The sequence below is a fragment of the Streptomyces sp. NPDC005963 genome, assembly GCF_040638655.1.
In the GTDB taxonomy this organism is placed as follows: domain Bacteria; phylum Actinomycetota; class Actinomycetes; order Streptomycetales; family Streptomycetaceae; genus Streptomyces.
On the sequence record NZ_JBEXVD010000005.1, the window covers coordinates 148,127 to 172,514 of the forward strand.

Below are 24,388 nucleotides of genomic sequence, written 5' to 3' on the forward strand. Positions count from 1 at the left end.
TGATCGGCGACACCGGAACCCGGTGTCATCGAGCGCCGGTGGTCTGAGCGATGACGAACGAGGAGGAGCGCTCAGCGCTCGACCTCGCCCGCGATGAACTTCTCGACGTTCTCACGGGCCTCGTCATCGAAGTACTGCACGGGCGGCGACTTCATGAAGTACGAGGAAGCGGAGAGGATCGGGCCGCCGATGCCGCGGTCCTTGGCAATCTTCGCAGCACGCACGGCGTCGATGATGACACCGGCGGAGTTCGGGGAGTCCCAGACCTCAAGCTTGTACTCAAGGTTCAGCGGAACATCACCGAAGGCACGGCCCTCAAGGCGGACGTACGCCCACTTGCGGTCGTCCAGCCAGGCCACGTAGTCCGACGGGCCGATGTGGACATTGTCCTCGCCCAGCTCGCGGTCACGGATCTGCGAGGTGACGGCCTGCGTCTTGGAGATCTTCTTCGACTCCAGACGCTCCCGCTCCAACATGTTCTTGAAGTCCATGTTGCCGCCGACGTTCAGCTGCATCGTGCGGTCCAGGATGACACCCCGGTCCTCGAAGAGCTTCGCCATCACCCGGTGGGTGATGGTGGCGCCGACCTGGGACTTGATGTCGTCACCGACGATCGGGACGCCCGCCTCGGTGAACTTGTCCGCCCACTCCTTGGTGCCGGCGATGAAGACCGGGAGAGCGTTGACGAAGCCGACCTTGGCGTCGATGGCGCACTGGGCGTAGAACTTCGCCGCAGCCTCGGAACCGACGGGCAGGTAACAGACCAGAACGTCGACCTGCTTGTCCTTGAGGACCTGGACAACGTCAACCGGGGCCGCGTCGGACTCCTCGATGGTCTGGCGGTAGTACTTGCCCAGACCGTCCAGGGTGTGACCCCGCTGCACGGTGACGCCGCTGTTCGGCACATCGCAGATCTTGATGGTGTTGTTCTCGCTGGCGCCGATGGCGTCCGCCAGGTCGAGGCCGACCTTCTTGGCGTCCACGTCGAAGGCGGCGACGAACTCGACGTCCTTGACGTGGTAGTCGCCGAACTGGACGTGCATCAGACCCGGCACCTTGCCGGCCGGGTCGGCGTCCTTGTAGTACTCGACGCCCTGCACCAGTGAGGCGGCGCAGTTGCCCACGCCGACGATGGCTACGCGAACCGAACCCATTCCGGTTGCTCCCTGTTTGATCTCGATATTCTGGATGAGACCCTGCGGACCGCGGGGTCTCAGTTGACGGTGTCGTTGGACGGATTCGGAGGAGTGTCCGGTCCTGAGGGCGTGCCCCCGGTGGACTCGGAGCTCCCGAGCCGAGGCAGGCCGTCCGCCGACCCAGGTGTGTTGTCGTGTTGAGGCGAGCTGTCGGAGGAGGGCCGTCGTTGGTCCCGTCCCGCCCGCTCGCTCTCGATGAGCTCGTTCAGCCAGCGCACTTCGCGTTCCACGGACTCCATGCCGTGCCGCTGTAGCTCAAGGGTGTAGTCGTCGAGACGCTCGCGGGTTCGTGCCAGGGAGGCGCGCATCTTCTCCAGCCGTTCCTCCAGCCGGCTGCGCCTGCCTTCCAGCACGCGCATCCGCACCTCGCGCTCCGTCTGCCCGAAGAAGGCGAATCGAGCCGCGAAGTGCTCGTCCTCCCAGCTGTCCGGGCCGGTGTGGGAGAGCAGTTCCTCGAAGTGTTCTTTACCTTCCGCCGTCAACCGGTAGACGATCTTGGCGCGGCGCCCTGAGAGTGAAGCGGCCAGGGCGTCCTCGGGAGCGCTTCCCGGTTCCTCGATCAACCAGCCGCTGGCGACCAGCGTCTTGAGGCAGGGGTAAAGGGTCCCGTAACTGAAGGCCCGGAAGATTCCCAGCGAGGTGTTGAGCCGTTTGCGCAGCTCGTACCCGTGCATCGGGGCCTCGCGGAGCAAGCCGAGCACAGCGAACTCAAGGATGCCGGAGCGTCTGCTCAACATCCTCTCCTTCGTTCGCCCGGCTGCTTATGTCGTGCTGATGTATCGAGTCGATACATCAGCACGATATGACGAGGTCTGGCGTGCGACAAGGGGGCTCATGGTGAACGGCGTCACATCGCTAAATGATGTTGAGCAACTTGCCTGTTTTGGGATGAACTTCAGTGCTAGAGGAGCTTTGACCGTGCGTAGTCTGTGCGGATGCCGACCACCGGGAACCATGGGATGCCTGCAGACGTCAATGCCGTGGGTGCTCAGAGGATGAGACCTTTGTCTGGTCTGGTCCGTATCCATTCCGGGGGCCCGGAACACAACTGCCGCTTCCAGGCGTCTCGCCTGCCCGAGGAGTAGTCGTTCGATGAGCGAGCACCGTCGCAAACCGCCACAACCGCAGGGTGGCGGGCGGGCGGCTGCCAGGCGCGCCGCCCAGCAGCCAACCGGCCGTCGCGCAGCACCGCCACGGCGTCCCACCACGGAGTCGCCTTCCGCCCCTTATGGGCAGGAAACGCCCCCTGGTTCCCCGGCGGATTCCCCTTCTCAGGGGGATGACCGCACCTACACGAGTCGTGCCGAAGCCCGGCGCGCCGCGCAGCGTGGCTCCAGCCGTCGGCGAGTCGACAGCGGTGCAGGTGCGGGTGCGGGCGGCCGTGGTGGGCGACGCGGTGGAGGCGGCGGCGGTGGTGGAGGCCACGGTGACGACTCGGGAAAGCGGCGGCTCATCGACTACCCACGGCGCGGCATGGACGGTTGGCGCCGTTGGATGCCCTCCTGGAAGCTCGCCACCGGCGTCACGCTGAGTTTCCTGGGCGCCATGATGGTCGCGGGTGGAGTCGCGTACGCCCTGGTGGGCATTCCCGACCCGGATAAGGGCGCGACCGCCCAGAACAACGTCTACCTCTGGGACGACGGTTCCCAGATGGCCGCCACCGGTGGTGAGATCAACCGGCAGAACATCGCCTTCGAGCAGATTCCCCTGGACATGCAGAACGCCGTGATCTCCGCGGAGAACAAGACGTTCTGGAAGGACCAGGGCATCGATCCGATGGGCATCGGCCGGGCACTGGTGAACATGGCCAAGGGTGGCCAGACCCAGGGCGGCTCGACCATCACCCAGCAGTATGTGAAGAACAACCGGCTCCGGGACCAGTCCCAGACCCTCAGTCGGAAGTTCAAGGAACTGTTCATCTCGATGAAGATCGACAACGAGGTGGACAAGCAGGACATCATGGCGGGCTACCTGAACACCTCGTACTACGGACGCGGCGCGTACGGCATCCAAGCCGCAGCCCGTACGTACTACGAGAAGGACGCCAAGAACCTCGACGCCAGCGAGAGCGCCGTGCTCACGGCGCTGCTCAAGGGTCCGACGTACTACGACCCGGCCGGAGCCACCGACATCGACCCCGCTGCCACCCGGGAGAAGAACCTGAAGCGGGCGACCAAGCGGTGGAAGTGGATCCTTGGCGAGATGGTCAAGGACGGTCACCTCGACTCCGCCGAGCGCGACAAGCACCTTCAAAAGGGCTATCCCATGCCCAAGTCGGTCAAGAAGGGCGCCAATCTCAGCGGGCAGGTCGGCTATCTGGTCGACCTCGCCAAGGCCAGCTTCCTCAGCAAGAACGACAGGAACATCACGGCTGACAAGCTCGCCCAGGGCGGGTACGAGATCCACACGACCTTCAACAGGGACAAGGTCACCAAGCTCGCCAAGACGGTCGAGGACGTCTACAAGGAGAACATCGACCCCAAGAAGCGCCCTGACACGGACACCTTCGTGCAGTTCGGCGGTGCTTCGGTGGAGCCCTCCACCGGGAAGATCGTGGCGATCTACGGTGGCCATGACGCCACCGAGCACTTCATCAACAACGCCAACGAGACCGGTGCCCAGGTCGGATCGACGTTCAAGCCCTTCGTCCTCGCGTCCGCGATGACCGACGGGGTGCGCGATCCCAAGCTCGGTGAGAACCAGTCCCTCGAAGAGCGCAAGATCGTCGATCCCGACAAGAGCGTCTACAACGGCAAGAACAAGCTGAAGATCAAGCGCTACGACGGATCGGTCTGGCGGAACGAGGAGGGCAAGGAGTGGTTGCAGGTCAACGACCGCGACAAGTCCTACGAGGACCTCAATCTCCGTGAGGCGATGGTCGTCTCCGCCAACTCGCCCTTCGTCCAGCTCGGCATGGACATCGGCATCCCCCAGGTGCGGGACGCCGCGGTCAAGTCCGGCCTGCTGGAGAGTTCGCTGGACAAGTCGAACGTGCCGTCGTTCTCCATCGGCATCTCCACCCCGAGCGCCATCCGGATGGCCGGTGCGTACGGGACCTTCGCGGCGAACGGTCAGCAGCGCGACCCGTACTCCGTGCAGGAGGTCAAGAAGGAGTCCGTCACCATCTACAAGCACAGGGACGAGCCGACCGGGGCGTTCCCCGCGAACGTCGCCCACACGGTGACCGACGTACTGCGTGACGTGGTGGACGAGGAAGAGGGCACCGGACGGAACGCCCGCCTCCCCGGACGTCAGGTCGCGGGCAAGACCGGTACGACCGACGGCAACAAGTCCGCGTGGTTCGTCGGCTACACCCCGCAGTTGTCGACCGCGATCGACATGTTCCGCCTCGACTCCGACGAGAAGAACAAAGACCGGTCCTTCGAGATGATGTACGGGACCGGCGGTAAGAAGAAGGTCCACGGATCGTCCTTCCCCTCGGAGATCTGGAAGCGCTACATGACCAAGGCGCTGAAGGGCGCGCCGAAGCTGACGTTCCCGAAGCCCGAACCGATCGGTGAGGCCGTCTGGGGCGGTGGCGCCGAGAGCCCGGCGCCGAGCCCGTCGCCGGAACCGAGCGAGACGGAGTCCGAGAAGCCGAGCGAGAGTCCGTCCCCGTCCAAGACCCCCAAGCCTTCGCCTTCGCCGTCCGCTACGGCGAGCGAATCGTGTGATCCGTGGGGTCTGGACTGCGGTGAGACGGGCAGCACCGACGGCGGTGATCCGGGCGGTTCCGGCAACGGCGGTTCCGGCGACAACAACGGAGGACCCGGTCCCACGACCAGTCCTTCGCCTTCGGGCTCCTCCGGCCCGGGCAGCAAGGGCGGCGGATGGCTCGGAGGGCCGGACGGCTGATCCACGGGCCCATGAGGAGTGCCCCACACCGGAGTGATCGGTGTGGGGCACTTCTGTGTGCTGCCGCGGCTACCGGTACGGGTCTCGGCGGACCGTGACGGCACAGTCGGTGCCGTACGGCAGGATGAGCACCATGCCCAGCACAGAGAAGACCACCGTGCACCAGGACCGGCGGCCGGACGTACGTCCCACTCGGCGGGACTCCATCGCAGCCGCAGGCAGCGAACTGATCGGTGGTCCCCTCGGTCGCTGGGCCCTGCGCCGCAGCACCGGGCCGTTCACTCCCGTACGCGTCGTGGCGCTGGTCGCCCTCGGGATGTTCGCCCTGGGGATGGTGCAGAAGCTGCCCTGTTACAACTGGGCCTGGTTCCGGGGCGCCAGTTCGCAGTACACGCGCGCCTGCTACTCCGACATTCCGCACCTCTATCTGGGACGCGGCTTCTCGGAAGGGCTCATTCCGTACTTCGACCGGCTTCCCGGTGACATGGAGTTCCTGGAGTACCCCGTACTGACGGGGCTCTTCATGCAGGTCGCTTCCTGGCTCAATCTCGCCGAGGGCTCCATCCAGCACCGCGAGCAGGTGTATTGGATGATCAACGCCGGCATGTTGATGATCTGCACCGCGGTCCTCGCCGTCTGCGTCGCCCGCACGCACCGCCGACGCCCCTGGGACGCGCTGCTGGTGGCGCTGGCGCCCGCCTTCGCGCTCACCGCGACCATCAACTGGGACCTGCTGGCCGTGGCGCTCACCGCCGCTGCGATGCTCATGTGGTCCCGGAGCAGGCCGCTGGCCTTCGGCATCCTCATCGGACTGGCGACCGCGGCCAAGCTCTACCCCGCACTGCTGCTCGGGCCCCTCCTCCTGCTGTGTTGGCGGGCGGCGAAGTGGCGCGAATTCGCCACCGCGGCACTGGGGGCGGCGGGAGCCTGGTTGGTGGTGAACGTACCGGTGATGGTGCTGGCACCCGAGGGCTGGAAGAAGTTCTATACGTTCAGTCAGGAGCGGCAGATCGACTTCGGCTCGTTCTGGCTGATCATCACCGAACGCACCAAGACGCCCATCGAGGTCGAAACGGTCAACACGTACGCGACGCTGCTGATGCTGCTCGCGTGCGCGGGGATCGCCGCCCTCGCGCTCGCTGCTCCCCGCCGGCCCCGCTTCGCCCAACTGGCCTTCCTGGTGGTGGCCGCGTTCATCCTCACCAACAAGGTGTACTCGCCGCAGTACGTGCTCTGGCTGATCCCCCTGGCAGCGCTCGCCAGGCCGCGCTGGCGCGACTTCCTGATCTGGCAGGCGTGCGAGGTCATGTACTTCCTGGGCATCTGGATGTACCTCGCGTACACGACGAGCGACAAGCACCAGGGACTTCCGCCCGAGGGATATCAGGTCGCCATCGCCCTGCATCTGCTGGGAACGCTGTATCTGTGCGCGCTGGTGGTCCGTGACGTCCTGCTCCCGGAGCGGGATGGGGTGCGCCAGGACGGGTCGGACGACCCGTCCGGTGGAGTCCTGGACGGTTCCCCCGACGTGTTCGCCCTGGGACGGGACACGGGGGCGGTCGAGGAACCCACCGACGGGGCCAAGGTGGACTGGGGCGTGGCGCCCGAGGAGCCGAGTGGCTGGGGCGGCGGTGGGGGCGGCTCACGACTGCTCTAGAAGCGTCATGCAGGGGTCGCCTGCACGACATCGGCCTCGGGCCCTGGCGTTCCAGGGCCCGAGGCCGATGTCATCTGCGGGTCAGGGTCGGTACGAGGCGATCAACGGTCGACGATCCGGTCGAACTGGGTGGTCGTGTGCCGCAGATGCGCCACCAGTTCGTCGCCCACACGGGGCTCCTGGGCGTCCGAGGGCACGAAGAGGATCGACACCTGCATGTGCGGAGGTTCGGCGAACCAGCGCTGCTTGCCCGCCCAGACGAAGGGGGCCAGGTTCCGGTTGACCGTCGCCAGACCGGCGCGTGCGACGCCCTTGGCGCGGGGCATCACGCCGTGCAGGGCCTTGGGGGCCTCCAGCCCCACTCCGTGGGACGTTCCGCCGGCGACGACGACCAGCCAGCCGTCGGACGCTGCCTTCTGCTGCCGGTAGCCGAAACGGTCGCCCTTGGCGACCCGCGTGACGTCGAGCACGGAACCGCGGTACTCGGTCGAGTCATGGTCTCCGAGCCACAGACGGGTTCCGATGCGGGCGCGGAAGCGGGTCTGCGGGAACTGCTGACGCAGCCGCGCGAGCTCTTCCGCACGCAGATGGCTGACGAACATCGTGTGCAGCGGCAGTCGTGCGGCCCGGAGCCGGTCCATCCAGCCGATGACCTCTTCGACGGCGTCGGAGCCGTCCGTCCGGTCCAGGGGCAGATGGATCGCAAAGCCTTCCAGCCGGACGTCCTCTATGGCGGCGGCCAACTGCCCCAGGTCCTGTTCCAAGACGCCGTGGCGCTTCATGGAACTCATGCATTCGATGACCACGCGCGCTCCCACAAGGGCGTGCACGCCGTCGACGGACGAGACCGAACGGATGACCCGGTCGGGGAGCGGAACGGGCTCCTCACCACGGCGGAACGGCGTCAGCACCAGCAGGTCGCCGCTGAACCAGTCCTTGATGCGGGCGGCCTCGTAGGTGGTGCCGACGGCCAGCATGTCGGAGCCGAATCGGGATGCTTCTTCGGCGAGCCGCTCATGGCCGAAGCCGTAGCCGTTTCCTTTGCAGACCGGCACCAGACCGGGGAACTGGTCGATCACGGACTTCTGGTGCGCCCGCCAGCGCGTGGTGTCGACGTAGAGGGAGAGCGCCATGGGCCGGCCCGGAACCTTTCTGGTGGCTGCGGTGTATTCAGAGGTGTGGACGAGAACTACCGAGAACTACTGAGGTTACGGCGTGGGTGCGCGGGCCGTCTGCGGCGCGGCACGCCTCAGCGGCGCGACATATACATGTCGAGGGCCTTGTGCAGCAGCTTGTTGAGCGGGAAGTCCCACTCGCCGACGTACTCGACTGCCTCGCCGCCGGTTCCGACCTTGAACTGGATCAGACCGAAGAGGTGGTCGGTCTCATCGAGGGAATCGCTGATTCCACGCAGGTCGTAGACGGTCGCGCCCATGGCATAGGCGTCACGCAACATCCGCCACTGCATCGCGTTCGAGGGCCGGACCTCCCGGCCGATGTTGTCCGACGCGCCGTACGAGTACCAGACGTGCCCGCCGACGACGAGCATCGTCGCCGCGGACAGGTTCACTCCGTTGTGGCGAGCGAAGTACAGCCTCATGCGGTTGGGGTCCTCGGTGTTGAGGACCTGCCACATCCGCTGGAAGTACGACAGCGGGCGGGGGCGGAAGCGGTCGCGGATGGCCGTGATCTCATAGAGCCGCTGCCATTCCTCAAGGTCCTGGTAGCCGCCCTGGACGACCTCGACGCCGGCCTTCTCCGCCTTCTTGATGTTGCGTCGCCACAGCTGGTTGAAGCCCTTGAGCACGTCGTCGAGGGACCTGTTCGCCAGCGGGACCTGATAGACGTACCGAGGTTGGACGTCACCGAAGCCGGCACCGCCGTCGTCGCCCTGCTGCCAACCCATCTTGCGCAGCCGGTCGGCCACCTCGAAGGCACGCGGTTCGATGTGCGTGGCGTCCACGTCCCGCAGTCGCTTCACATCCGGGTCCTGGATCCCCGCCTTGATCGCCGGCGCGTCCCAGCGTCGGATCACGACCGGCGGGCCCATCTTCACGGAGAAGGCGCCCTGCTGCTTGAGGTGGGCGAGCATCGGCTGGAGCCAGTCGTCCAAGTTGGGCGCGTACCAGTTGATGACCGGGCCCTCGGGCAAATACGCGAGATACCGCTTGATCTTGGGAAGCTGGCGGTACAGCACCAGACCGGCACCCACGAGGTGGCCGTTCTTGTCGAACCAGCCGAGGTTCTCCGAGCGCCATTCCGTCTTCACATCGGCCCATGCCGGGACCTGGCAGTGACTGGCCGACGGCAGGGACTGGATGTACGCCAGATGCTGCTCTCGGCTGATGGTCCTCAGGGTCAGGCTCATGTGGGGCGCTCCTCAGCAGGTATGTCCCCATGGGTCAGGGGCTCCGGCTCTCGGGCCGAAGCCTACTGCGCTGGGGGAGCGCCCCGAATGGCCGTGTGCCGCCACCCGGGGGCGGCACAGCGGCGGTGCGGGCGGTGGAGCCTCCTCCGCTCAGCCGCCCGTCACCCGAGCAGCCCGCCGAAGAGCCCGCCGTGCGCCATTCCGAGGAAGAAGCCGATGGCGGATGCGCCGAGTCCGATGATCAGCGCCGTCCGTTCGCGCGTGGTGACGGAGATGAACTGTCCGTAGCCGCCGGTCAGGATCCCGATCAGCCCGGCCCAGGAACTGAGCAGATGCAGGCTGTGGAACATCGAGGTGATGAAGGCGAGGGCACCGAGGACCAGCGTCACCGCGACCAGGGTGTCCTGAAGGGGGTGGGGCTTGCCATCCGTGGCGAAGAGGGAATTCGTGGACGGATGACGTCGCATTGCTTGTGCCATGGAGCACCTCCTGGCGTAGCCGGAGCGCGGCGCATCGTAGCCCCGCGCACACCCGATGTGTACAGATTGCGTCTCCTCCCCCCAGGATTTCAACCGGACGCACCTCTACGGGTACTCTGTACGGTCTGCACCAGTGTCTGTCGAGTCTCTGGCCAGTCCGGAGGACGATCGCCCCGCGATTGTCAGTGGCGGCTGGTTGACTCAGTCACTGTTGCAACGCATCACGACCCTCCTGCCACGGAACGACCGTGGCCGCTGAGTCCAAAGGAGGTGGGTTCTACATGCGTCACTACGAGGTGATGGTCATCCTCGACCCCGATCTGGAGGAGCGCTCTGTCTCCCCCCTGATCGAGAACTTCCTCTCCGTTGTCCGTGAGGGCAATGGAAAGGTGGAGAAGGTCGACACCTGGGGCCGTCGTCGTCTCGCTTACGAGATCAAGAAGAAGCCCGAGGGCATCTACTCGGTCATCGACCTGCAGGCCGAGCCTGCGGTCGTCAAGGAGCTCGACCGCCAGATGAACCTGAACGAGTCGGTCCTCCGGACCAAGGTCCTTCGTCCCGAGACCCACTGAGCACCTAGCTCAGAGGTCATCGGGTTCGAGTAGCAGCAAGCAGCCAGAAGCAATCCCCGCCGAGAGGTTCACCCATGGCAGGCGAGACCGTCATCACGGTCGTCGGCAATCTCGTCGACGACCCCGAGCTGCGCTTCACCGCATCCGGTGCGGCGGTCGCGAAGTTCCGTATCGCGTCCACTCCCCGCATGTTCGACAAGCAGACCAATGAGTGGAAGGACGGCGACAGCCTCTTCCTGACCTGCTCGGTCTGGCGTCAGGCGGCGGAGAATGTCGCAGAGTCGCTGCAACGCGGTATGCGCGTTGTCGTGCAGGGCCGTTTGAAGCAGCGGTCCTACGACGACCGCGAAGGCGTCAAGCGCACGGTCTACGAGCTGGACGTCGAGGAAGTCGGCCCCAGCCTCAAGAACGCTACGGCCAAGGTCACCAAGACCACGGGTCGAGGTGGCCAGGGCGGCTACGGCGGCGGCGGTCAGCAGCAGGGCGGCGGTAGCTGGGGCGGTAACTCAGGCGGCCAGCAGGGCGGCGGCGGTGCACCCGCCGACGACCCGTGGGCCACCAGCGCTCCGGCCAGCGGCGGTCAGCAGCAGGGCGGCGGAGGCGGTTGGGGCGGAAGCTCCGGCGGCTCCGGCGGTTCTGGCGGCGGCTACTCGGACGAGCCCCCCTTCTAGGGGATTCCTCCTGGGGAGCTCGTACCCCACTTCTTGATCACACAGGAGATACACCATGGCGAAGCCGCCTGTGCGCAAGCCGAAGAAGAAGGTCTGCGCATTCTGCAAGGACAAGACCGTATACGTGGACTACAAGGACACGAACATGCTGCGGAAGTTCATTTCCGACCGCGGCAAGATCCGTGCCCGCCGCGTTACCGGCAACTGCACGCAGCATCAGCGTGACGTCGCCACGGCCGTGAAGAACAGCCGTGAGATGGCGCTGCTGCCCTACACGTCCACCGCGCGCTAAGGGAGGGTGACCGAATCATGAAGATCATCCTCACTCACGAGGTCACTGGCCTCGGTGCCGCCGGCGATGTCGTCGACGTCAAGGACGGATACGCTCGCAACTACCTGGTCCCGCGCGGTTTCGCGATCCGCTGGACCAAGGGTGGCGAGAAGGACGTGGCGCAGATCCGCCGCGCCCGCAAGATCCACGAGATCGCGACCATCGAGCAGGCCAACGAGGTCAAGGCCAAGCTTGAGGCCGTCAAGGTGCGTCTGGCTGTTCGCTCCGGCGACGCCGGCCGTCTCTTCGGTTCCGTGACTCCGGCTGACATCGCCACGGCGATCAAGTCCGCCGGTGGCCCGGAGGTCGACAAGCGTCGCGTGGAGCTCGGTGCGCCGATCAAGACCCTGGGCTCGCACCAGGTGTCCGTGCGTCTGCACCCCGAGGTCGCCGCGAAGCTCGGCGTCGAGGTCATCGCCGCCTGAATGCGGTAAGAGACTGAACAAGAAGAGGGCCGTATCCATCTGGGTACGGCCCTCTTCCTTGCTTTCTTGTCTTTGCACTTATCGTCCACGAGCTCGTGAGGTGCTGCGGTGTTTCACGTGAAACACCGCAGCACCTCACGAGCTCGTGGAGCCACTCGGCCAAGCCCAGGGCGACCGCAGTTCCAGGGTCAGCGAGTCGCTCCGACCACGATCCAGCGTCCGGACCGCATACGCAGCCAGAGCGTCACCAGGCGCATGGTCATCATCAGAGCCATCGCCCACCAGAGCGCGGTCAGCCCGCCGCCCAGGGACGGGACGAGCAGGGCCACGGGCGCGAACACCGCCAGTGTCGCGAGCATGGCCCAGGCCAGATACGGCCCGTCTCCCGCACCCATCAGCACACCATCCAGAACGAAGACCACACCGGCGATGGGTTGGGAAACGGCGATCACGAGCAGTGCGGGGAAAAGCGTGTCGTGCACTGCTTGATCACCACTGAAGAGTGGGACAAACAGCGGTCGCAAGGCCACCAGAAGAACACCGAGGACCACACCCGAGGCGATACCCCACTGCACCATGCGACGACAGACCTGACGTGCTCCCTCGGCGTCTCCTGCCCCGAGATACCGACCGACGATCGCTTGTCCGGCGATGGCGATGGCGTCGAGGGCGAAGGCCATCAAGCTCCAGAGGGAGAGCACGATCTGATGGGCGGCGACCTCGCTGTCGCCTAGTCGGGCGGCCACGGCCGTGGCGATCATCAGAACGGCACGCAGCGAGAGCGTGCGGACGAGTAGCGGCGCACCCGCTTGGGCGCTGGCGCGTATCCCGGCGATATCGGGCTTGAGCGATGCCTGATGGCGTCGCGCACCGCGTATCACGACGGCGAGATAGGCGATGGCCATGGCGTACTGCGCAAGAACGGTGCCCCAGGCAGAGCCTGCGATCCCCCAGCCGGCACCGTAGACCAGCACCACATTGAGGATCGCGTTGGCGGTGAAGCCGCCGATGGCGACATAGAGCGGGGTCTTGGTGTCCTGAAGCCCGCGGAGAACACCTGTGGCGGCGAAGACGATCAGCATCGCGGGGATACCGATGCTGGAGATCTGTAGATAGGTGATGGCGTAGGGGGTTGCCGTGTAGGAAGCGCCCAGGACGTCGATGAGCCAGGGAGTGGACGGGAAGGTGAGGGCGACCACGGCCACCCCGAGGAAGGCCGCGAGCCAGATGCCGTCCATGCCTTGCCGAATGGCTGCGGCGAGATCGCCTGAGCCGACCCGCCGGGCGACGGCGGCGGTCGTCGCATAGGCGAGGAAGACGAAGATGCTCACGGCGGTCAGAAGGAGTGATGCGGCAATGGCAAGACCGGCGAGTTGGTGTGTTCCCAGATGGCCCACGATGGCGCTGTCGACGATCACGAAAAGCGGCTCGGCAACGAGGGCCCCAAACGCAGGAACGGCGAGGGCGATGATCTCTCGATCGTGCCGTCGCCGGAGCGCTCTCGGAGCTACGGGTGCCTGTGTCATGCGCCCAATGTAATCTTCCACAGGTAACAGCTGCAATATACGACTGATCCTTACCTTGAGTCGGGAAGTCGACTTGGCTGTGCGCCGATTGTTCTGATCTTGGTCCGGTTGGAAAAGTTTTTCTCCCCCACAGCCAGTGGATGGAGAAACAGCAGGTCAGGGTGGTTGCGTCGCGATGGACTGAATGTTGTCCACAGCACTGTCCCCCGGTCCGTGCACAGGTTACGACGAGTTCTCCACAGCATCTGGTCAGTCATCCACATGGCCTGTGGATAACCAGATTGGCTGACGGTGGAGAGGGGCCTACCGTGGACCGTCGCTCGACGCGCCGGAAGCGGGGCCGAGCCGCTCGATTTGTCAGTGCTGTGCCGTAGAAAGAGAGGGCACGGCGAGGTCCGCTGAGCGGACGGGAGGAGGTGGCCCGGTGAGCATTTCCGAGCCCTTGGACGACCCGTGGGCGGCCGAAACCGGCCCCGGCGATCGTCTGCCCGTCTCCCGTCAACGCCGTAACGACCACCGCGGCGGGGGCCGCGAGGACCAGCACGAGCGCGGCCGTGACGACGGCGGCTGGGACGGAGGCTCCTCCGGCTTCGAGCGTGTCCCCCCTCAGGATCTCGACGCGGAACAGTCCGTTCTCGGCGGAATGCTTCTCTCCAAGGACGCCATCGCCGACGTCGTCGAGATCATCAAGGGCCATGACTTCTATCGGCCCGCTCACGAGACCGTTTACACGGCCATCCTCGACCTTTATGCCAAGGGCGAGCCCGCTGACCCGATCACCGTGGCGGCGGAGTTGGTCAAGCGGGGAGAGATCACCCGAGTCGGGGGCGCTCCCTACCTCCACACCCTCGTTCAGTCGGTGCCCACCGCAGCGAACGCCTCCTACTACGCGGAGATCGTTCACGAGCGAGCCGTATTGCGTCGGTTGGTCGAGGCGGGCACCAAGATCACGCAAATGGGATATGCGGCCGATGGTGACGTCGACGAGATCGTCAACTCCGCCCAGGCCGAGATCTACGCCGTCACCGAGCAGCGCACCAGCGAGGACTACCTTCCGCTCGGCGAGATCATGGAAGGCGCCCTCGACGAGATCGAGGCGATCGGGTCCCGAAGCGGCGAGATGACCGGCGTGCCCACGGGCTTCACCGACTTCGACTCGCTGACGAACGGACTGCACCCGGGCCAGATGATCGTCATCGCGGCCCGCCCGGCGATGGGCAAGTCGACCCTGGCCCTCGACTTCGCCAGGGCGTGCTCCATCAAGAACAATCTGCCCAGCGTGATCTTCTCCCTGGAAATGGGGCGCAATGAGATCGCGATGCGACTGCTGTCCGCCGAGGCTCGGGTGGCCCTCCACCACATGCGTTCGGGCACCATGACCGACGACGACTGGACGCGCCTGGCTCGACGGATGCCGGACGTCTCGCAGGCCCCCCTGTACATCGATGACTCCCCCAACCTCTCCATGATGGAGATCCGGGCCAAGTGCCGACGGCTGAAGCAGCGCAACAATCTGAAGCTGGTGGTCATCGACTACCTCCAGCTGATGCAGTCCGGCGGTTCCAAGCGGGCCGAGAGCCGCCAGCAGGAGGTCTCGGACATGTCCCGTAACCTCAAGCTCCTCGCAAAGGAGTTGGAAGTCCCGGTCATCGCCCTGTCCCAGCTGAACCGTGGCCCCGAACAGCGCACCGACAAAAAGCCCATGGTCTCTGACCTGCGAGAATCGGGATCGATCGAGCAGGACGCGGACATGGTGATCCTGCTGCACCGCGAGGACGCGTACGAGAAGGAGTCCCCCCGGGCGGGCGAGGCCGACCTGATCGTCGCCAAGCACCGTAACGGCCCGACAGCGACGATCACGGTCGCGTTCCAGGGGCACTACTCGCGGTTCGTGGACATGGCCCAGACCTGAGCCCGGCGGGCTCGGCGTTCGATGGCACGCGCTGAGCCGAACGGGTGGTGCGGCTCGGGCGGGGGCGGAGTTCTCGTAGAGGGCGATCAAACGGTGCGGGTGAATCGCCACACGTTGTCCGCTCGGGTGCCGGGCTTTCCCTCGGGCGAGGGAGCCGGCCGTTCCACGGACTCCAGCGTCTCCACCCGCCAATCGGGCGACAGCGCGAGCATCGCCAGCAGGCCCTGGAGCGTGGGGAAGTCGGCGTCGAACGGGTACTCGTGCTCCTCCATCCACGTCGGCCAGCCGGCGTGCATGGCGATGAGGAGGGTCCCGCCTGGTGCGACCGCGTCCGCGGCCTGCTTCAGCACACCCTCCTGGTCCAGCGCGACAGGTGACTGAAGGAAGTGAGCGCTGACCAGATCGAAACTTCCCTCCGGGAAGGTCACTCCGAGCTCGTGCTGCTCGAACGTCACCCGCTCGGCGAGACCGGCTTCTACGGCATGGATGCCGGCCCGCTCCAGTGCGGTGGTGGAAATATCCACGCCTGTGACCTGCCAGCCGCGCGATGCCAGCCATACGGTGTCGGCGCCCTCCCCACAGCCCAGATCCAGGGCGCGGCCGGGCTCCAGGGCACTGGTCTCGCGTACGAGCAACGGGTTCGGGTTGCCACTCCAGACACGTTCGCTGGAGCGGTAGCGCTCCTCCCAGAACTGCGTCGGGCCAGCGGGCTGCGGTATCGACATCGAGGTCCCTCCGTGACGACTGCGCGGTGCCGGTGGCACCTGGGTTCAGGGTTGCCGGGTACGGGGAGCCCGTCAAAAGTGGTTGCCGGTTCGGCAACAAGGGGCGCGGACGCAATCGTCGTTCCTGGTTGGTACCCGGCCGTGCATTCTGGAGGACGCTCTTTGACCTTCAGGTTGGTTGAACGTCGACAATCGCGTGCATGGACGACACCGAAGGACTGTTGAGTATCGGGGCATTCGCCCGTCGGGTAGGTCTGGCGCCAAGTGCCCTGAGGTTCTATGACGACTGTGGAGTGCTGCGGCCCACCCGGGTGGATGGGACGACCGGGTACCGCTACTACGACCCGGATCAGGAACCGCGTGCCACTCTCGTCCGGCGACTGCGGGAGGCCGGTCTACCGCTGATGGACGCTTCAGTGGCCCTGGACGGCACTGCCGAGGAGGCGCGTGACGTCCTGGAGAGGCACGCACGACGAACGCGCGCCACAGCGGCAGCTGCGCAGTCCGCGATCGACGACATCCTGAGAGACTTTCCGCCGGGGCGGCAGCGCAGGGCCGAGGCACTCGTCGGCGGCGCGGAACTGTCGAGCGCCGTGCGCCAGGTGGCGTTCGCCGTCGCCACCGCTGCGACGCGGGAGGACTTCCCGGAACTCGGCTGCGTACTGCTCGAACTCGGCAACCAGGAGATTCGCCTGGTGGCCACCGATCGTCATCGAATGGCTGTGCGGGTCCTGCACCCCCAGTCCGCGGAGTGCGAGCCCCGCCAATTGCTGATCGACCTCGGCGATCTGAAGGACGCGGCGTCCTGGGCGCTGTCCCAGGCGAACATCACCGTCGAGGTGGATGGGTCGGCGGTCCGTATGCGGGGTGACGGCGAGGTCCGCTTGCTCCACGCCGCCGACGGGGTGTTCCCCGACTACCGCGTGGTCCTGGACGGTCTGGCAGCCGTCCGCCATCGACTGGTCATCGACCGGGAGGCCCTCCGCCGAACCCTGGCTGCCGGCCCGCCCGGGGAAACAGTCGTCTTGCAGACGGACGGGCAGCAACTGGTGCTGTCCAGACGGACGCTCGCCCAGTGGGTGGAGCTCCGTGCGATCTGCACCGGGCCGTCCCTGCGCATCGCCTTCGATCCGGAGGTGTTGCTCCCCGCACTCGACGCCAGTGTGGGGCCCGATCTGCTGATGGAGATCTCGTCCCCGACACAGCCGGTGGTCGTTCGATCGGCAGACCAGGGCACCTTCACGACCTTGGTGATGCCGGTCCACGACACCGTCGAGGACGACTAGGACACGGCCCTGCGAGGGCACCGACCTTGAGGAAGCGAACACACATGGATCCTGACAACCCTGTCGTCCAACTCTGTGTCCGAGGCATGGCAGCCGAGGGGGAGGGGAGGGCGGACGAAGCCTCCCGCCTCTTCCACCAGGCGTGGGAGGCAGCCACCGACGACTACGAAGCCTGTGTTGCCGCACATTACGTGGCCCGGCACCAGTCGACTTCGGAAGATACCCTCCACTGGAACCAGAAGTGTCTGCATCTGGCCGAGCGGGTGGCCGACGCCCGCGTGAGCGGCTTCCATCCGTCGTTGCACCTGAACATCGCGCACGCCCACCGGGATCTCGGACGAGTCGATCAGGCACGCGCTCACTTCCAGCGCGCCGCAGACCATCTGGATGAGGTGCCACCAGGACAGTACGGCGATTGGTTGCGTGCCGCGATTGTCGACGGGCTCCGTACGACCGGTGCGATCGCCCCCGGGCGGGTCAGAGCCTGTGGGAGGAAGTGCTCGCCCGCTTCTGCGCGCGCGGCGATCTCAAGGCCCTCGGCGTGGTCCTGCCGGCCTATCTGGGAGATCTCGGCACGGCTGATGACCGGATGCGCCTGTCCACGGCCTTGCAGATGGTCCATGCAGCCCGGTGGCTGCCCGTTCAGGAGCAAGCCGCCATCGGCCGGTTGATGTCCGTCCTGGCCGCGTCGGCTTCACCAGTACGGTCGTCGCAGTAGCTCTCAGGGGCTCCTGGGCGCACCGGTCAAGGGGAGGAGTCGACTTTGCACGATCACACCCGATAGACCTGCTCCATGACCGCACCCCTCACCACACTTCTGCCCACCACCGCACGGGCACTGCACCACCGCATCGCTGTTGCCCAGGCAGAAGGGCGGGCCCCTTCGCTGACCGGTGCTGTGGGCCGTGACGGCGAACTCGTTTGGACCGGGGTACGCCCCTTTGCCCAAGAAGGGGACGAAGCGGGGGTCCATGCGCAGTATCGGGTCGGCTCGATCACCAAGACCTTTACGGCCGTTCTGGTGATGAGACTGCGGGACGAAGGGCTGATTGACCTACAGGATCCATTGGAGAAGCACCTCCCGGGCACGGGCATCGGGGAAGTGACGATCGCCCAGCTCCTCGCCCATAGCGCCGGCTTGGGCGCGGAGACCCCTTCCCCCTGGTGGGAACGCTCGTCGGCCTCGCTACGGCCGGGGCTCCCCGAGGTCCTCGGTGAACATCCACGCAAGCACGCCGTCGGCCGTCGCTTCCACTACTCCAATCCTGGCTATACGGTCCTCGGTTCTCTCGTGGAGGAGGTGAGAGGCGACTCGTGGGCGGAAGTTCTCCAGCGGGAGGTCTTGGAGCCCCTGGCCATGAGCCGTACCAGCCTGGAACCTCAAGCTCCCTATGCCCAAGGGTGGGCGGTGCACCCCTGGGCCGATGTGCTTCTGCCCGAACCCCCCGAGAACCTCGGGCTGATGGCCCCTGCGGGCCAACTCTGGTCGACCGTCGCGGACCTATGTCGGTTCGGTGCATTTCTCGCCGAGGGGGATGACCGTGTGCTGGGCGCTCCGTCGGTACGGGAAATGCGTACGCCCTCCGTACCTGCCGAGAGCGAGGAGTGGGATGCGACCTACGGCCTGGGACTTCAGATCATCAGGCGAGACGGTCGTACGCTGGTGGGTCACGGAGGCTCCCTACCGGGATTTGTCGCCGGCCTCTGGGTGGGTGTCGACGACGGTGTGACCGCGGCGGTTCTTGCCAATGCGACGTCAGGTCCTCTTCCCAGTCTGATCGCCACTGATCTCATTCGGATCGTGGCTGATGCAGAGCCACGTATGCCGCTTCCATGGCGTCCGCTTCAGGAAGTGGACCAAGAGCTACTGGAGCTCACCGGCCCTTGGTACTGGGGCACCTATGCCTTTGGTCTGCAACTCCTCCCTGACCGTGCCCTGGCCCTTCAGCCCCTGACCGGTCCTGGCCGCAGGGCGCGGTTTGCCGCTGTGGAGGATGGAACCTGGATCGGGGAGAACGGCTACTACGCGGGAGAGACCCTGCGGGTGGTGCGTCACGAGGACGGCTCGATCGACCATCTCGACCTGGCCTCGTTCGTCTTCACCCGCACGCCCTATGAGCCGGAGGCCGAGATCCCGGGTGGTGTGGACAAGGACGGGTGGCGCGGGCTGCTGGGCTAGCAGCGAGGGTGGGCGGCTGTTTCACGTGAAACAGCGCTTCCAGAGCGCCTCCAGTAGGAAGCGGCTCCGCATGTTTCACGTGAAACGGCCATGGCAACACAGGGATGGACGCCAGTCGATTCAGTCGGAGGGGGCAACCGATGTCGTCGTCCCCACCGGGTATGTAGCCGCTCATTGCAGATGTGCTGTACGGGAGCCCTCGGGTCAGAGTGCGAGTTTGAAACCGATGTGAGAGGCGACAAAGCCCAGTCGTTCATAGAAGCGATGGGCGTCCGTGCGGGAGGCATCCGAGGTCAGCTGGACCAACTGGCAGTTCTGGCGACGGGATTCTTCAATGGCCCACTCGATCAAGCGACTGCCGAGACCACTGCCGCGCTCATCAGCGTGAACGCGTACGCCTTCGATCAGACCTCGGGTAGCGCCACGGCGTGAGAGCCCCGGAAGGATGGTGAGCTGGAGCGTGCCCACCACCGTGCCACCACGTACCGCGACGGTCTGGTGCTGACGAGGGTCGGCCAGCAGTTGCTCGAACACTGCTCTGTAGGGCGTGAGGTCATCGGGCGATTCCCGGGTGGCTCCCAGTACGTCGTCAGCAAGCATGGCCACGATCGCCGGCAGATCGGTGGCTTCGGCGGGGCGTATCTCAAGATCGCTCATGATCCGTACTCTAGGCAGGGACCCGGAGTTCCTCGACAGTACGCACCAGGGGCGTCAGCGTAGGGTCTGCGGCTGCCAGGTCGAGGGCCGCACGCAGTGCTGTGTCATGCGTGGGACGAGCCGCAGCCAGCAGGGCCAGCCCGGCGTCCGTCACATCCGTATAGATTCCGCGACGATCGGTGTCGCAGAGATAGCGTCGTAGCAGCCCACGGCCCTCAAGACGGCTGACCAGGCGAGTGGTGGCACTCTGGCTGAGGATGACTGCTTCGGCGACCTGCTTCATCTGGAGATGTCCACGATCATCACCGTGCTGACGGCTCAGCACCCCTAGCAAGGAGAACTCCCGCACGCTCAGACCATGGGCCCTCTCCAGGGCCCGTTCGATGTCGGCCTCGATTCTGCCGTGGAGCAAGGAGAAGGCTGACCAGCCCTGGGCGAGCCAGGTGTACGAGGGATTGGTCTCGGCCATCGGTCTTCCTCCTTCGTGCCCAGCGACCTTTCCCTGGTGGTGACGGTCAAGCATGGGCATCCCAGGGAAGGTGGGGGGCCGCAATATACCGCGCCCGCAATCATCGGTTTCGCTCGGGGCGCTTCCCCTGGAACCCGGAGGGGCCGGTACAAACACCTTGTGGACAGCGGGAGTTGGGATCAGCCGGCCGCCACGGAGAGCGGTGCGAATCGACGGGACCAATCGCCGGGCAGGGCTTCGATCCCGAGGGTCATCACGGTGTTGAAGGCGACCGAGTCCAAGCCGTGTGACGTCAGCCAGGTCAGCAGTTCTTGGTGACGTACATCGACATCGGTGCGGAGGGGTCGGTCCGTGGCTGATGCGAGGGAAGTGATCAATGCCTGGGCGGTTCGTGTGTCCCGGGCGATCAGAGGCCCGATGACATGCGTCTCCATATTGGGCCAGGCTGCGGCGTATCCCGTCAGCTCGCCGTTTTCCTCCGCCACCCTGAGATGATCGGCGAAGGCGGGTAGGCGCGTGATCATATGGGTTCGGTCCGGACCGAATACCTCTGTGTCGAGGCGAACGATGCGTGGCAGGTCTTCGGCGGTTGCCGGCCGGGTGATGGAAGCCGACCTGACATCGTTCGCCGGGGGGCGCAAGCAGCCGCGGAGCATCTCAGCCCGACCCACGGTCGTGAAGCCCAGCTCCTCATAGAGCGGTTGGCCCTGGGAAGTCGCGTGCAGAGTGAGCGGGGTGTCGCCGGATTCCTTGAGGACATGTCGCATCAAGTGCCGGCCAATGCCTTGGCGCGCGTACCGCTCGGCCACCAGCATCATGCCGATCGCTGCCAACTCGGGGCCGTAGGACATCACCGTGCAACTGGCGGCCAAGCCCTTGCCGAAGGGGTCATCGATGCCGTACGCGGTCCCCGCGGTCAGGAGTAGAGACCACTTGTGCTCTTCCCTGGGCCACCCGCGATTCTCTGAGAGATCGGCGCAGGAGACCAGATCCTCCCTGGTGAGACGACGAATGTGCAGGGAGTCCAGGAGTGAGGTCGGCATGGAGATCAGGCTGTCTGACGCAGTGATCGTTCGTCTAGTGCTTTCCGAGAAGTGACCCGCTCCCGCAGTTTTCGCCCACGGCGGGTCAGGCCCCAGGGCTTCAGCACAGAGAGAACCATCATCAACAGATAGGCGCACAGGGAGACAACGGGCCCCATCACCAGATCGAGAGGTGTGCTCAGGGAGCCTCCCGCAGAGGTGATCTCCGCTGCTTCGTTCACCCCGGGACGGAGAGCGAAGATCGAAGCCCCCGTAGTGGCTGCTGTCAGAAGGAACTTGGTCAGGACCCACCGATGTCGGATCAGACCCCAGGCGGTGCCCAGGGATAGGACCACACCGGTGAGGAAAGTCAGCAGCGCGGATGGAAGGACCAACCAGTCGGTGAAGACCTTCATCGACTGGACACTGGAGTGGGTGGCGGCCGGAGACTCTGAGGTGCTGGCGTTCAGGGCGAGCGCCAGTAGCCCGAGCGTCACCCCCAACCAGGCGGCTGCTGCGCAGACATGGACGACAAGGAGGGTTCGCCGGACAGGTCGCTTCAGTGGTTTCACGTGAAACACCGTGCCGAACGAACTGCTCTGCCACATCTGACCGTGGGAGTAACCGCTGCTACGCGCCGTGGCGTACGAGTTCCATTCGTGTTGCTCGACAGCCGGAGCGGCACTGTAAGGCAAGCGGCTTGAGATGGAAGGAGTTTCCTTGCTTTGAGCCGAGCATGGCCCACCCTCTGTAATGATACGACTACGGAGATGGCGAGTCGTGCCGGATTTTGTGGCTGACAGCAGTCCTGGGGCAGGAGCAGTGAAGTGAGGCACGTTCCGAGCAGATGGAAGTGCGGAGACCGAACGAGAAATGTTCGAGGCGAGGCAGACAATGGACGCTCCGACGACCACCGTGTCGGCCGGCAGATCAGGTGACGACGGCCCAGGTGAAGGCATAGCCACCCGACGGGAGCACTCCCAGGGTGACTTCCGGGCATCCCGGGAGCCCTTCGAAGGCGACCGTCGGACAACACCGGACGAGACCCGACGACCGACCACTCAGCGGCAGGGAAGCACCGGCGGCGAACGGATCACGGAGGAGGGGCCAGGGCACTCGACGGACGAGCCGCCCCGCTTTCACCCCGTCCACCCGAGCGGAGACCGTGGCGCTCGACCGTCAGCTGCCGCTACTCCCGGCCCGGACCACACGGAGGCCCCGGCCCAAGGCGAGCTCCCCTGGCCCCGCGAGGCGGTCAGCCCGCTGGGCACTCCCACCCGACTGCGGCTTCCCGGTCAGCATCAGGCCCTCGCCATCGAGCAGGGACCAGCAACCGAACCTCCGAGGCCGACCGCGAATCCTTCCCCAACGCCCGAAGTCTCCTTGGATGCCCAACTCGTCCGGCGCACCCTGGCCGAGATCGAGCCGACGGCGGACCGGGTCACCTCCTACTTCTACGCCCTGCTCTTCCTGAGGCACCCCGAACTGCGTGCCCTCTTTCCGGTCGCCATGGACACCCAGCGCGACCGGTTGCTCAAAGCGCTGCTCACGGCCGCCGAGCACATGGACAATCCGGCGGTCCTCACCGAGTACCTCCAGCACCTGGGGCGTGGGCACCGCAAGTACGGGACTCAGGCCGCCCACTATCCCGCCGTCGGCGAGGCCCTTCTCGGTGCCTTGGGCCGATACGCCACGCAGACCTGGGGCCCCGAGACCGAGGCCGCCTGGGTGCGTACGTACACCACGATTTCGCAGATCATGATCGACGCGGCGGCGGAGAACGAGATGCAGGCGCCCGCCTGGTGGCATGCCGAGGTGGTCTCCCACGATCTGCGAACCCCTGACATAGCCGTCGTCACGGTCCGTCCCGATCAGCCCTATCCCTTTGTCGCCGGGCAGTACACCAGTCTGGAGACCCCTTGGTGGCCGCGGGTCTGGCGCCACTACTCCTTCGCCGGGGCGCCCCGCCCGGACGGCCTCCTCGAATTCCATGTGAAGGCAGTGCCCGCCGGCTGGGTCTCGGGCGCGCTGGTCCGCCACGCCCGCCCCGGCGACACCCTGAGGTTGGGGCCACCGGCCGGTTCCATGACGGTCGACCACTCCACCGACAACGGTCTGCTCTGCCTCGGCGGAGGAACGGGCATCGCACCCATCAAGGCACTGGTCGAGGATGTCGCCCAACACGGCACCCGGCGCCCTGTCGAGGTCTTCTACGGGGCTCGCACGGACTTCGACCTCTATGACATCGACACCATGCTGCGGCTCCAGAGGACGCATCCCTGGCTGTCGGTGCGTCCCGTCGTCGATGACCGGGCGCACTTCCCCGATGCGGTGCGGGCCTTCGGCCCCTGGGACGAGTACGACGGATACCTCTCCGGCCCGCCCGGGATGATTCGCAGTGGAGTGCACGCCCTGCGCGGCATCGGCATTCCTCCCAGCCGCATCCGGCATGACTCCTTCGAGGATCTGGTCACTGCCGGGAGCTAGCTTCGGGGCGGGGCGGGGCGGAGTGGGCCAGGAGTGGGCCGGTTGCCTGTGCTCAGGCCATCAACCCAGGTCATGGGCGTGCAGGGCACGCACGCCCTCGATGTTGCCATCCAGATAGTGCCGCAGTGACAGCGGTACGAGATGGACCGCGGCGATTCCCACCCGGCTGAAGGGGACCCGGACGATCTCGTACTCCCCGCAGGGCTCGTCGACCTCGGGGCCGTGCCGCAGGGTCGGGTCCATGGATTCCAGACGGCACACGAAGAAGTGCTGCACCTTGACCCCGGTGATGCCGCCGCCCGCGATGTGCTCCACGGTGTCGACGAAGCAGGGCACCACATCGGTGACCTTGGCACCCAGCTCCTCGTCCAGCTCGCGGTGCAGGGCTGCGATCACGGTGGTGTCCGTCGGCTCGACCCCGCCGCCCGGCGTCAGCCAGTACGGATCGACTCCTGGCTTGGTGCGCTTGATCAGAACGAGATCGTCGCCATCGAGCAGGACGGCACGTGCGGTGCGCTTGACCACGGGACGTTCGGTCATGGCTAGAAAATGGCCCGCGATGGGGGTTCTG

23 protein-coding genes are annotated in these 24,388 nt (G+C 65.9%); 11 read left to right on the top strand and 12 right to left on the bottom strand.

Going from position 1 to position 24,388, the window contains the following annotated elements:
• Positions 1-71 precede the first annotated feature (71 nt).
• Both ABZ348_RS10230 and ABZ348_RS10235 read right to left on the bottom strand, forming a co-directional pair.
• Complete coding sequence (locus ABZ348_RS10230) at positions 72-1,154, bottom strand: inositol-3-phosphate synthase (protein ID WP_358931286.1); 1,083 nt, start codon at positions 1,152-1,154, stop codon at positions 72-74.
• A 59-nt stretch (positions 1,155-1,213) separates the two neighbouring features.
• Positions 1,214-1,930, bottom strand: coding sequence for a helix-turn-helix transcriptional regulator (locus ABZ348_RS10235; protein ID WP_358931626.1), 717 nt, complete (start codon positions 1,928-1,930; stop codon positions 1,214-1,216).
• A gap of 358 nt (positions 1,931-2,288) precedes the next feature.
• Between ABZ348_RS10235 and ABZ348_RS10240 the strand changes: the two genes are divergently transcribed.
• The gene (locus ABZ348_RS10240) at positions 2,289-5,051 is read left to right on the top strand and encodes a transglycosylase domain-containing protein (RefSeq protein ID WP_358931288.1); all 2,763 of its coding nucleotides are present in this window, start codon (positions 2,289-2,291) and stop codon (positions 5,049-5,051) included.
• A 133-nt stretch (positions 5,052-5,184) separates the two neighbouring features.
• Positions 5,185-6,708 carry a glycosyltransferase 87 family protein gene (locus tag ABZ348_RS10245; RefSeq protein ID WP_358931290.1) on the top strand — a complete coding sequence of 508 codons (1,524 nt, stop codon included), beginning with the start codon at positions 5,185-5,187 and terminating at the stop codon, positions 6,706-6,708.
• A gap of 101 nt (positions 6,709-6,809) precedes the next feature.
• Here ABZ348_RS10245 and ABZ348_RS10250 read toward each other — a convergent pair whose 3' ends face one another.
• The 3 genes from ABZ348_RS10250 to ABZ348_RS10260 all read right to left on the bottom strand — a co-directional run bounded on the left by ABZ348_RS10250 (position 6,810) and on the right by ABZ348_RS10260 (position 9,555).
• Entirely contained in the window at positions 6,810-7,841 is a 1,032-nt protein-coding gene (locus tag ABZ348_RS10250; RefSeq protein WP_329021216.1) for an alanine racemase, read from the bottom strand.
• Positions 7,842-7,957: 116 nt separating this feature from the next.
• The gene (locus tag ABZ348_RS10255; RefSeq protein ID WP_358931292.1) at positions 7,958-9,076 is read right to left on the bottom strand and encodes a peptidoglycan bridge formation glycyltransferase FemA/FemB family protein; all 1,119 of its coding nucleotides are present in this window, start codon (positions 9,074-9,076) and stop codon (positions 7,958-7,960) included.
• Between the two features lie 161 nt (positions 9,077-9,237).
• Positions 9,238-9,555, bottom strand: a complete 318-nt coding sequence (locus tag ABZ348_RS10260) for a hypothetical protein (protein WP_358931293.1) — start codon at positions 9,553-9,555, stop codon at positions 9,238-9,240.
• 281 nt (positions 9,556-9,836) lie between these two features.
• Here ABZ348_RS10260 and rpsF point away from each other — a divergent pair, with 281 nt between their 5' ends.
• The 4 genes from rpsF to rplI all read left to right on the top strand — a co-directional run bounded on the left by rpsF (position 9,837) and on the right by rplI (position 11,554).
• A complete protein-coding gene (gene rpsF / locus ABZ348_RS10265) occupies positions 9,837-10,127 on the top strand; it encodes a 30S ribosomal protein S6 (RefSeq protein WP_093655579.1) in 291 nt (96 codons plus the stop codon).
• 74 nt (positions 10,128-10,201) lie between these two features.
• The gene (locus ABZ348_RS10270) at positions 10,202-10,798 is read left to right on the top strand and encodes a single-stranded DNA-binding protein (protein ID WP_358931295.1); all 597 of its coding nucleotides are present in this window, start codon (positions 10,202-10,204) and stop codon (positions 10,796-10,798) included.
• Positions 10,799-10,853: 55 nt separating this feature from the next.
• The gene (gene rpsR, locus ABZ348_RS10275) at positions 10,854-11,090 is read left to right on the top strand and encodes a 30S ribosomal protein S18 (RefSeq protein WP_003956534.1); all 237 of its coding nucleotides are present in this window, start codon (positions 10,854-10,856) and stop codon (positions 11,088-11,090) included.
• A gap of 17 nt (positions 11,091-11,107) precedes the next feature.
• Positions 11,108-11,554: a 50S ribosomal protein L9 gene (rplI, locus tag ABZ348_RS10280; RefSeq protein WP_358877014.1), complete on the top strand. Its 447-nt coding sequence runs from the start codon at positions 11,108-11,110 to the stop codon at positions 11,552-11,554.
• 188 nt (positions 11,555-11,742) lie between these two features.
• Here rplI and ABZ348_RS10285 read toward each other — a convergent pair whose 3' ends face one another.
• A complete protein-coding gene (locus ABZ348_RS10285; RefSeq protein WP_358931297.1) occupies positions 11,743-13,080 on the bottom strand; it encodes an MATE family efflux transporter in 1,338 nt (445 codons plus the stop codon).
• 442 nt (positions 13,081-13,522) lie between these two features.
• Here ABZ348_RS10285 and dnaB point away from each other — a divergent pair, with 442 nt between their 5' ends.
• Positions 13,523-14,992, top strand: a complete 1,470-nt coding sequence (gene dnaB, locus ABZ348_RS10290) for a replicative DNA helicase (protein ID WP_358931627.1) — start codon at positions 13,523-13,525, stop codon at positions 14,990-14,992.
• Positions 14,993-15,078: 86 nt separating this feature from the next.
• On the opposite strand, the gene ABZ348_RS10295 is transcribed toward dnaB, so the two are convergent.
• Positions 15,079-15,717 carry a class I SAM-dependent methyltransferase gene (locus ABZ348_RS10295; RefSeq protein ID WP_358931299.1) on the bottom strand — a complete coding sequence of 213 codons (639 nt, stop codon included), beginning with the start codon at positions 15,715-15,717 and terminating at the stop codon, positions 15,079-15,081.
• Positions 15,718-15,917: 200 nt separating this feature from the next.
• Here ABZ348_RS10295 and ABZ348_RS10300 point away from each other — a divergent pair, with 200 nt between their 5' ends.
• From ABZ348_RS10300 to ABZ348_RS10310, 3 genes are all read left to right on the top strand, one after another.
• A complete protein-coding gene (locus ABZ348_RS10300) occupies positions 15,918-17,003 on the top strand; it encodes a MerR family transcriptional regulator (RefSeq protein ID WP_358931301.1) in 1,086 nt (361 codons plus the stop codon).
• Between the two features lie 496 nt (positions 17,004-17,499).
• Positions 17,500-17,721, top strand: a complete 222-nt coding sequence (locus ABZ348_RS10305; protein WP_358931303.1) for a hypothetical protein — start codon at positions 17,500-17,502, stop codon at positions 17,719-17,721.
• Between the two features lie 75 nt (positions 17,722-17,796).
• Positions 17,797-19,182, top strand: a complete 1,386-nt coding sequence (locus ABZ348_RS10310; RefSeq protein WP_358931305.1) for a serine hydrolase domain-containing protein — start codon at positions 17,797-17,799, stop codon at positions 19,180-19,182.
• A gap of 204 nt (positions 19,183-19,386) precedes the next feature.
• Here ABZ348_RS10310 and ABZ348_RS10315 read toward each other — a convergent pair whose 3' ends face one another.
• The 4 genes from ABZ348_RS10315 to ABZ348_RS10330 all read right to left on the bottom strand — a co-directional run bounded on the left by ABZ348_RS10315 (position 19,387) and on the right by ABZ348_RS10330 (position 21,902).
• On the bottom strand, positions 19,387-19,839 hold the full coding sequence (locus ABZ348_RS10315) for a GNAT family N-acetyltransferase (RefSeq protein ID WP_358931307.1): 453 nt from the start codon (positions 19,837-19,839) through the stop codon (positions 19,387-19,389).
• A gap of 10 nt (positions 19,840-19,849) precedes the next feature.
• A complete protein-coding gene (locus ABZ348_RS10320; RefSeq protein ID WP_358931308.1) occupies positions 19,850-20,308 on the bottom strand; it encodes a MarR family transcriptional regulator in 459 nt (152 codons plus the stop codon).
• Between the two features lie 179 nt (positions 20,309-20,487).
• The gene (locus tag ABZ348_RS10325) at positions 20,488-21,351 is read right to left on the bottom strand and encodes a GNAT family N-acetyltransferase (RefSeq protein ID WP_358931309.1); all 864 of its coding nucleotides are present in this window, start codon (positions 21,349-21,351) and stop codon (positions 20,488-20,490) included.
• A gap of 5 nt (positions 21,352-21,356) precedes the next feature.
• Positions 21,357-21,902, bottom strand: a complete 546-nt coding sequence (locus ABZ348_RS10330; protein WP_358931310.1) for a DUF2269 domain-containing protein — start codon at positions 21,900-21,902, stop codon at positions 21,357-21,359.
• Positions 21,903-22,203: 301 nt separating this feature from the next.
• On the opposite strand from ABZ348_RS10330, the gene ABZ348_RS10335 reads away from it, so the two are divergent.
• The gene (locus ABZ348_RS10335) at positions 22,204-23,817 is read left to right on the top strand and encodes a globin domain-containing protein (RefSeq protein WP_358931311.1); all 1,614 of its coding nucleotides are present in this window, start codon (positions 22,204-22,206) and stop codon (positions 23,815-23,817) included.
• A 60-nt stretch (positions 23,818-23,877) separates the two neighbouring features.
• On the opposite strand, the gene ABZ348_RS10340 is transcribed toward ABZ348_RS10335, so the two are convergent.
• Positions 23,878-24,357 carry an NUDIX hydrolase gene (locus tag ABZ348_RS10340; RefSeq protein WP_358931312.1) on the bottom strand — a complete coding sequence of 160 codons (480 nt, stop codon included), beginning with the start codon at positions 24,355-24,357 and terminating at the stop codon, positions 23,878-23,880.
• Positions 24,358-24,388 lie beyond the last annotated feature (31 nt).

Excerpts from the sequence above, each read along its gene's own strand:
- ABZ348_RS10230 (WP_358931286.1), bottom strand. The coding sequence starts at position 1,154 with ATGGGTTCGGTTCGCGTAGCCATCGTCGGCGTGGGCAACTGCGCCGCC.
- ABZ348_RS10240 (WP_358931288.1), top strand. The coding sequence starts at position 2,289 with ATGAGCGAGCACCGTCGCAAACCGCCACAACCGCAGGGTGGCGGGCGG.
- ABZ348_RS10245 (WP_358931290.1), top strand. The coding sequence starts at position 5,185 with ATGCCCAGCACAGAGAAGACCACCGTGCACCAGGACCGGCGGCCGGAC.
- ABZ348_RS10250 (WP_329021216.1), bottom strand. The coding sequence starts at position 7,841 with ATGGCGCTCTCCCTCTACGTCGACACCACGCGCTGGCGGGCGCACCAG.
- ABZ348_RS10255 (WP_358931292.1), bottom strand. The coding sequence starts at position 9,076 with ATGAGCCTGACCCTGAGGACCATCAGCCGAGAGCAGCATCTGGCGTAC.
- ABZ348_RS10260 (WP_358931293.1), bottom strand. The coding sequence starts at position 9,555 with ATGGCACAAGCAATGCGACGTCATCCGTCCACGAATTCCCTCTTCGCC.
- rpsF (WP_093655579.1), top strand. The coding sequence starts at position 9,837 with ATGCGTCACTACGAGGTGATGGTCATCCTCGACCCCGATCTGGAGGAG.
- ABZ348_RS10270 (WP_358931295.1), top strand. The coding sequence starts at position 10,202 with ATGGCAGGCGAGACCGTCATCACGGTCGTCGGCAATCTCGTCGACGAC.
- rpsR (WP_003956534.1), top strand. The coding sequence starts at position 10,854 with ATGGCGAAGCCGCCTGTGCGCAAGCCGAAGAAGAAGGTCTGCGCATTC.
- rplI (WP_358877014.1), top strand. The coding sequence starts at position 11,108 with ATGAAGATCATCCTCACTCACGAGGTCACTGGCCTCGGTGCCGCCGGC.
- ABZ348_RS10285 (WP_358931297.1), bottom strand. The coding sequence starts at position 13,080 with ATGACACAGGCACCCGTAGCTCCGAGAGCGCTCCGGCGACGGCACGAT.
- ABZ348_RS10295 (WP_358931299.1), bottom strand. The coding sequence starts at position 15,717 with ATGTCGATACCGCAGCCCGCTGGCCCGACGCAGTTCTGGGAGGAGCGC.
- ABZ348_RS10300 (WP_358931301.1), top strand. The coding sequence starts at position 15,918 with ATGGACGACACCGAAGGACTGTTGAGTATCGGGGCATTCGCCCGTCGG.
- ABZ348_RS10310 (WP_358931305.1), top strand. The coding sequence starts at position 17,797 with ATGACCGCACCCCTCACCACACTTCTGCCCACCACCGCACGGGCACTG.
- ABZ348_RS10315 (WP_358931307.1), bottom strand. The coding sequence starts at position 19,839 with ATGAGCGATCTTGAGATACGCCCCGCCGAAGCCACCGATCTGCCGGCG.
- ABZ348_RS10320 (WP_358931308.1), bottom strand. The coding sequence starts at position 20,308 with ATGGCCGAGACCAATCCCTCGTACACCTGGCTCGCCCAGGGCTGGTCA.
- ABZ348_RS10325 (WP_358931309.1), bottom strand. The coding sequence starts at position 21,351 with ATGCCGACCTCACTCCTGGACTCCCTGCACATTCGTCGTCTCACCAGG.
- ABZ348_RS10335 (WP_358931311.1), top strand. The coding sequence starts at position 22,204 with ATGTTCGAGGCGAGGCAGACAATGGACGCTCCGACGACCACCGTGTCG.
- ABZ348_RS10340 (WP_358931312.1), bottom strand. The coding sequence starts at position 24,357 with ATGACCGAACGTCCCGTGGTCAAGCGCACCGCACGTGCCGTCCTGCTC.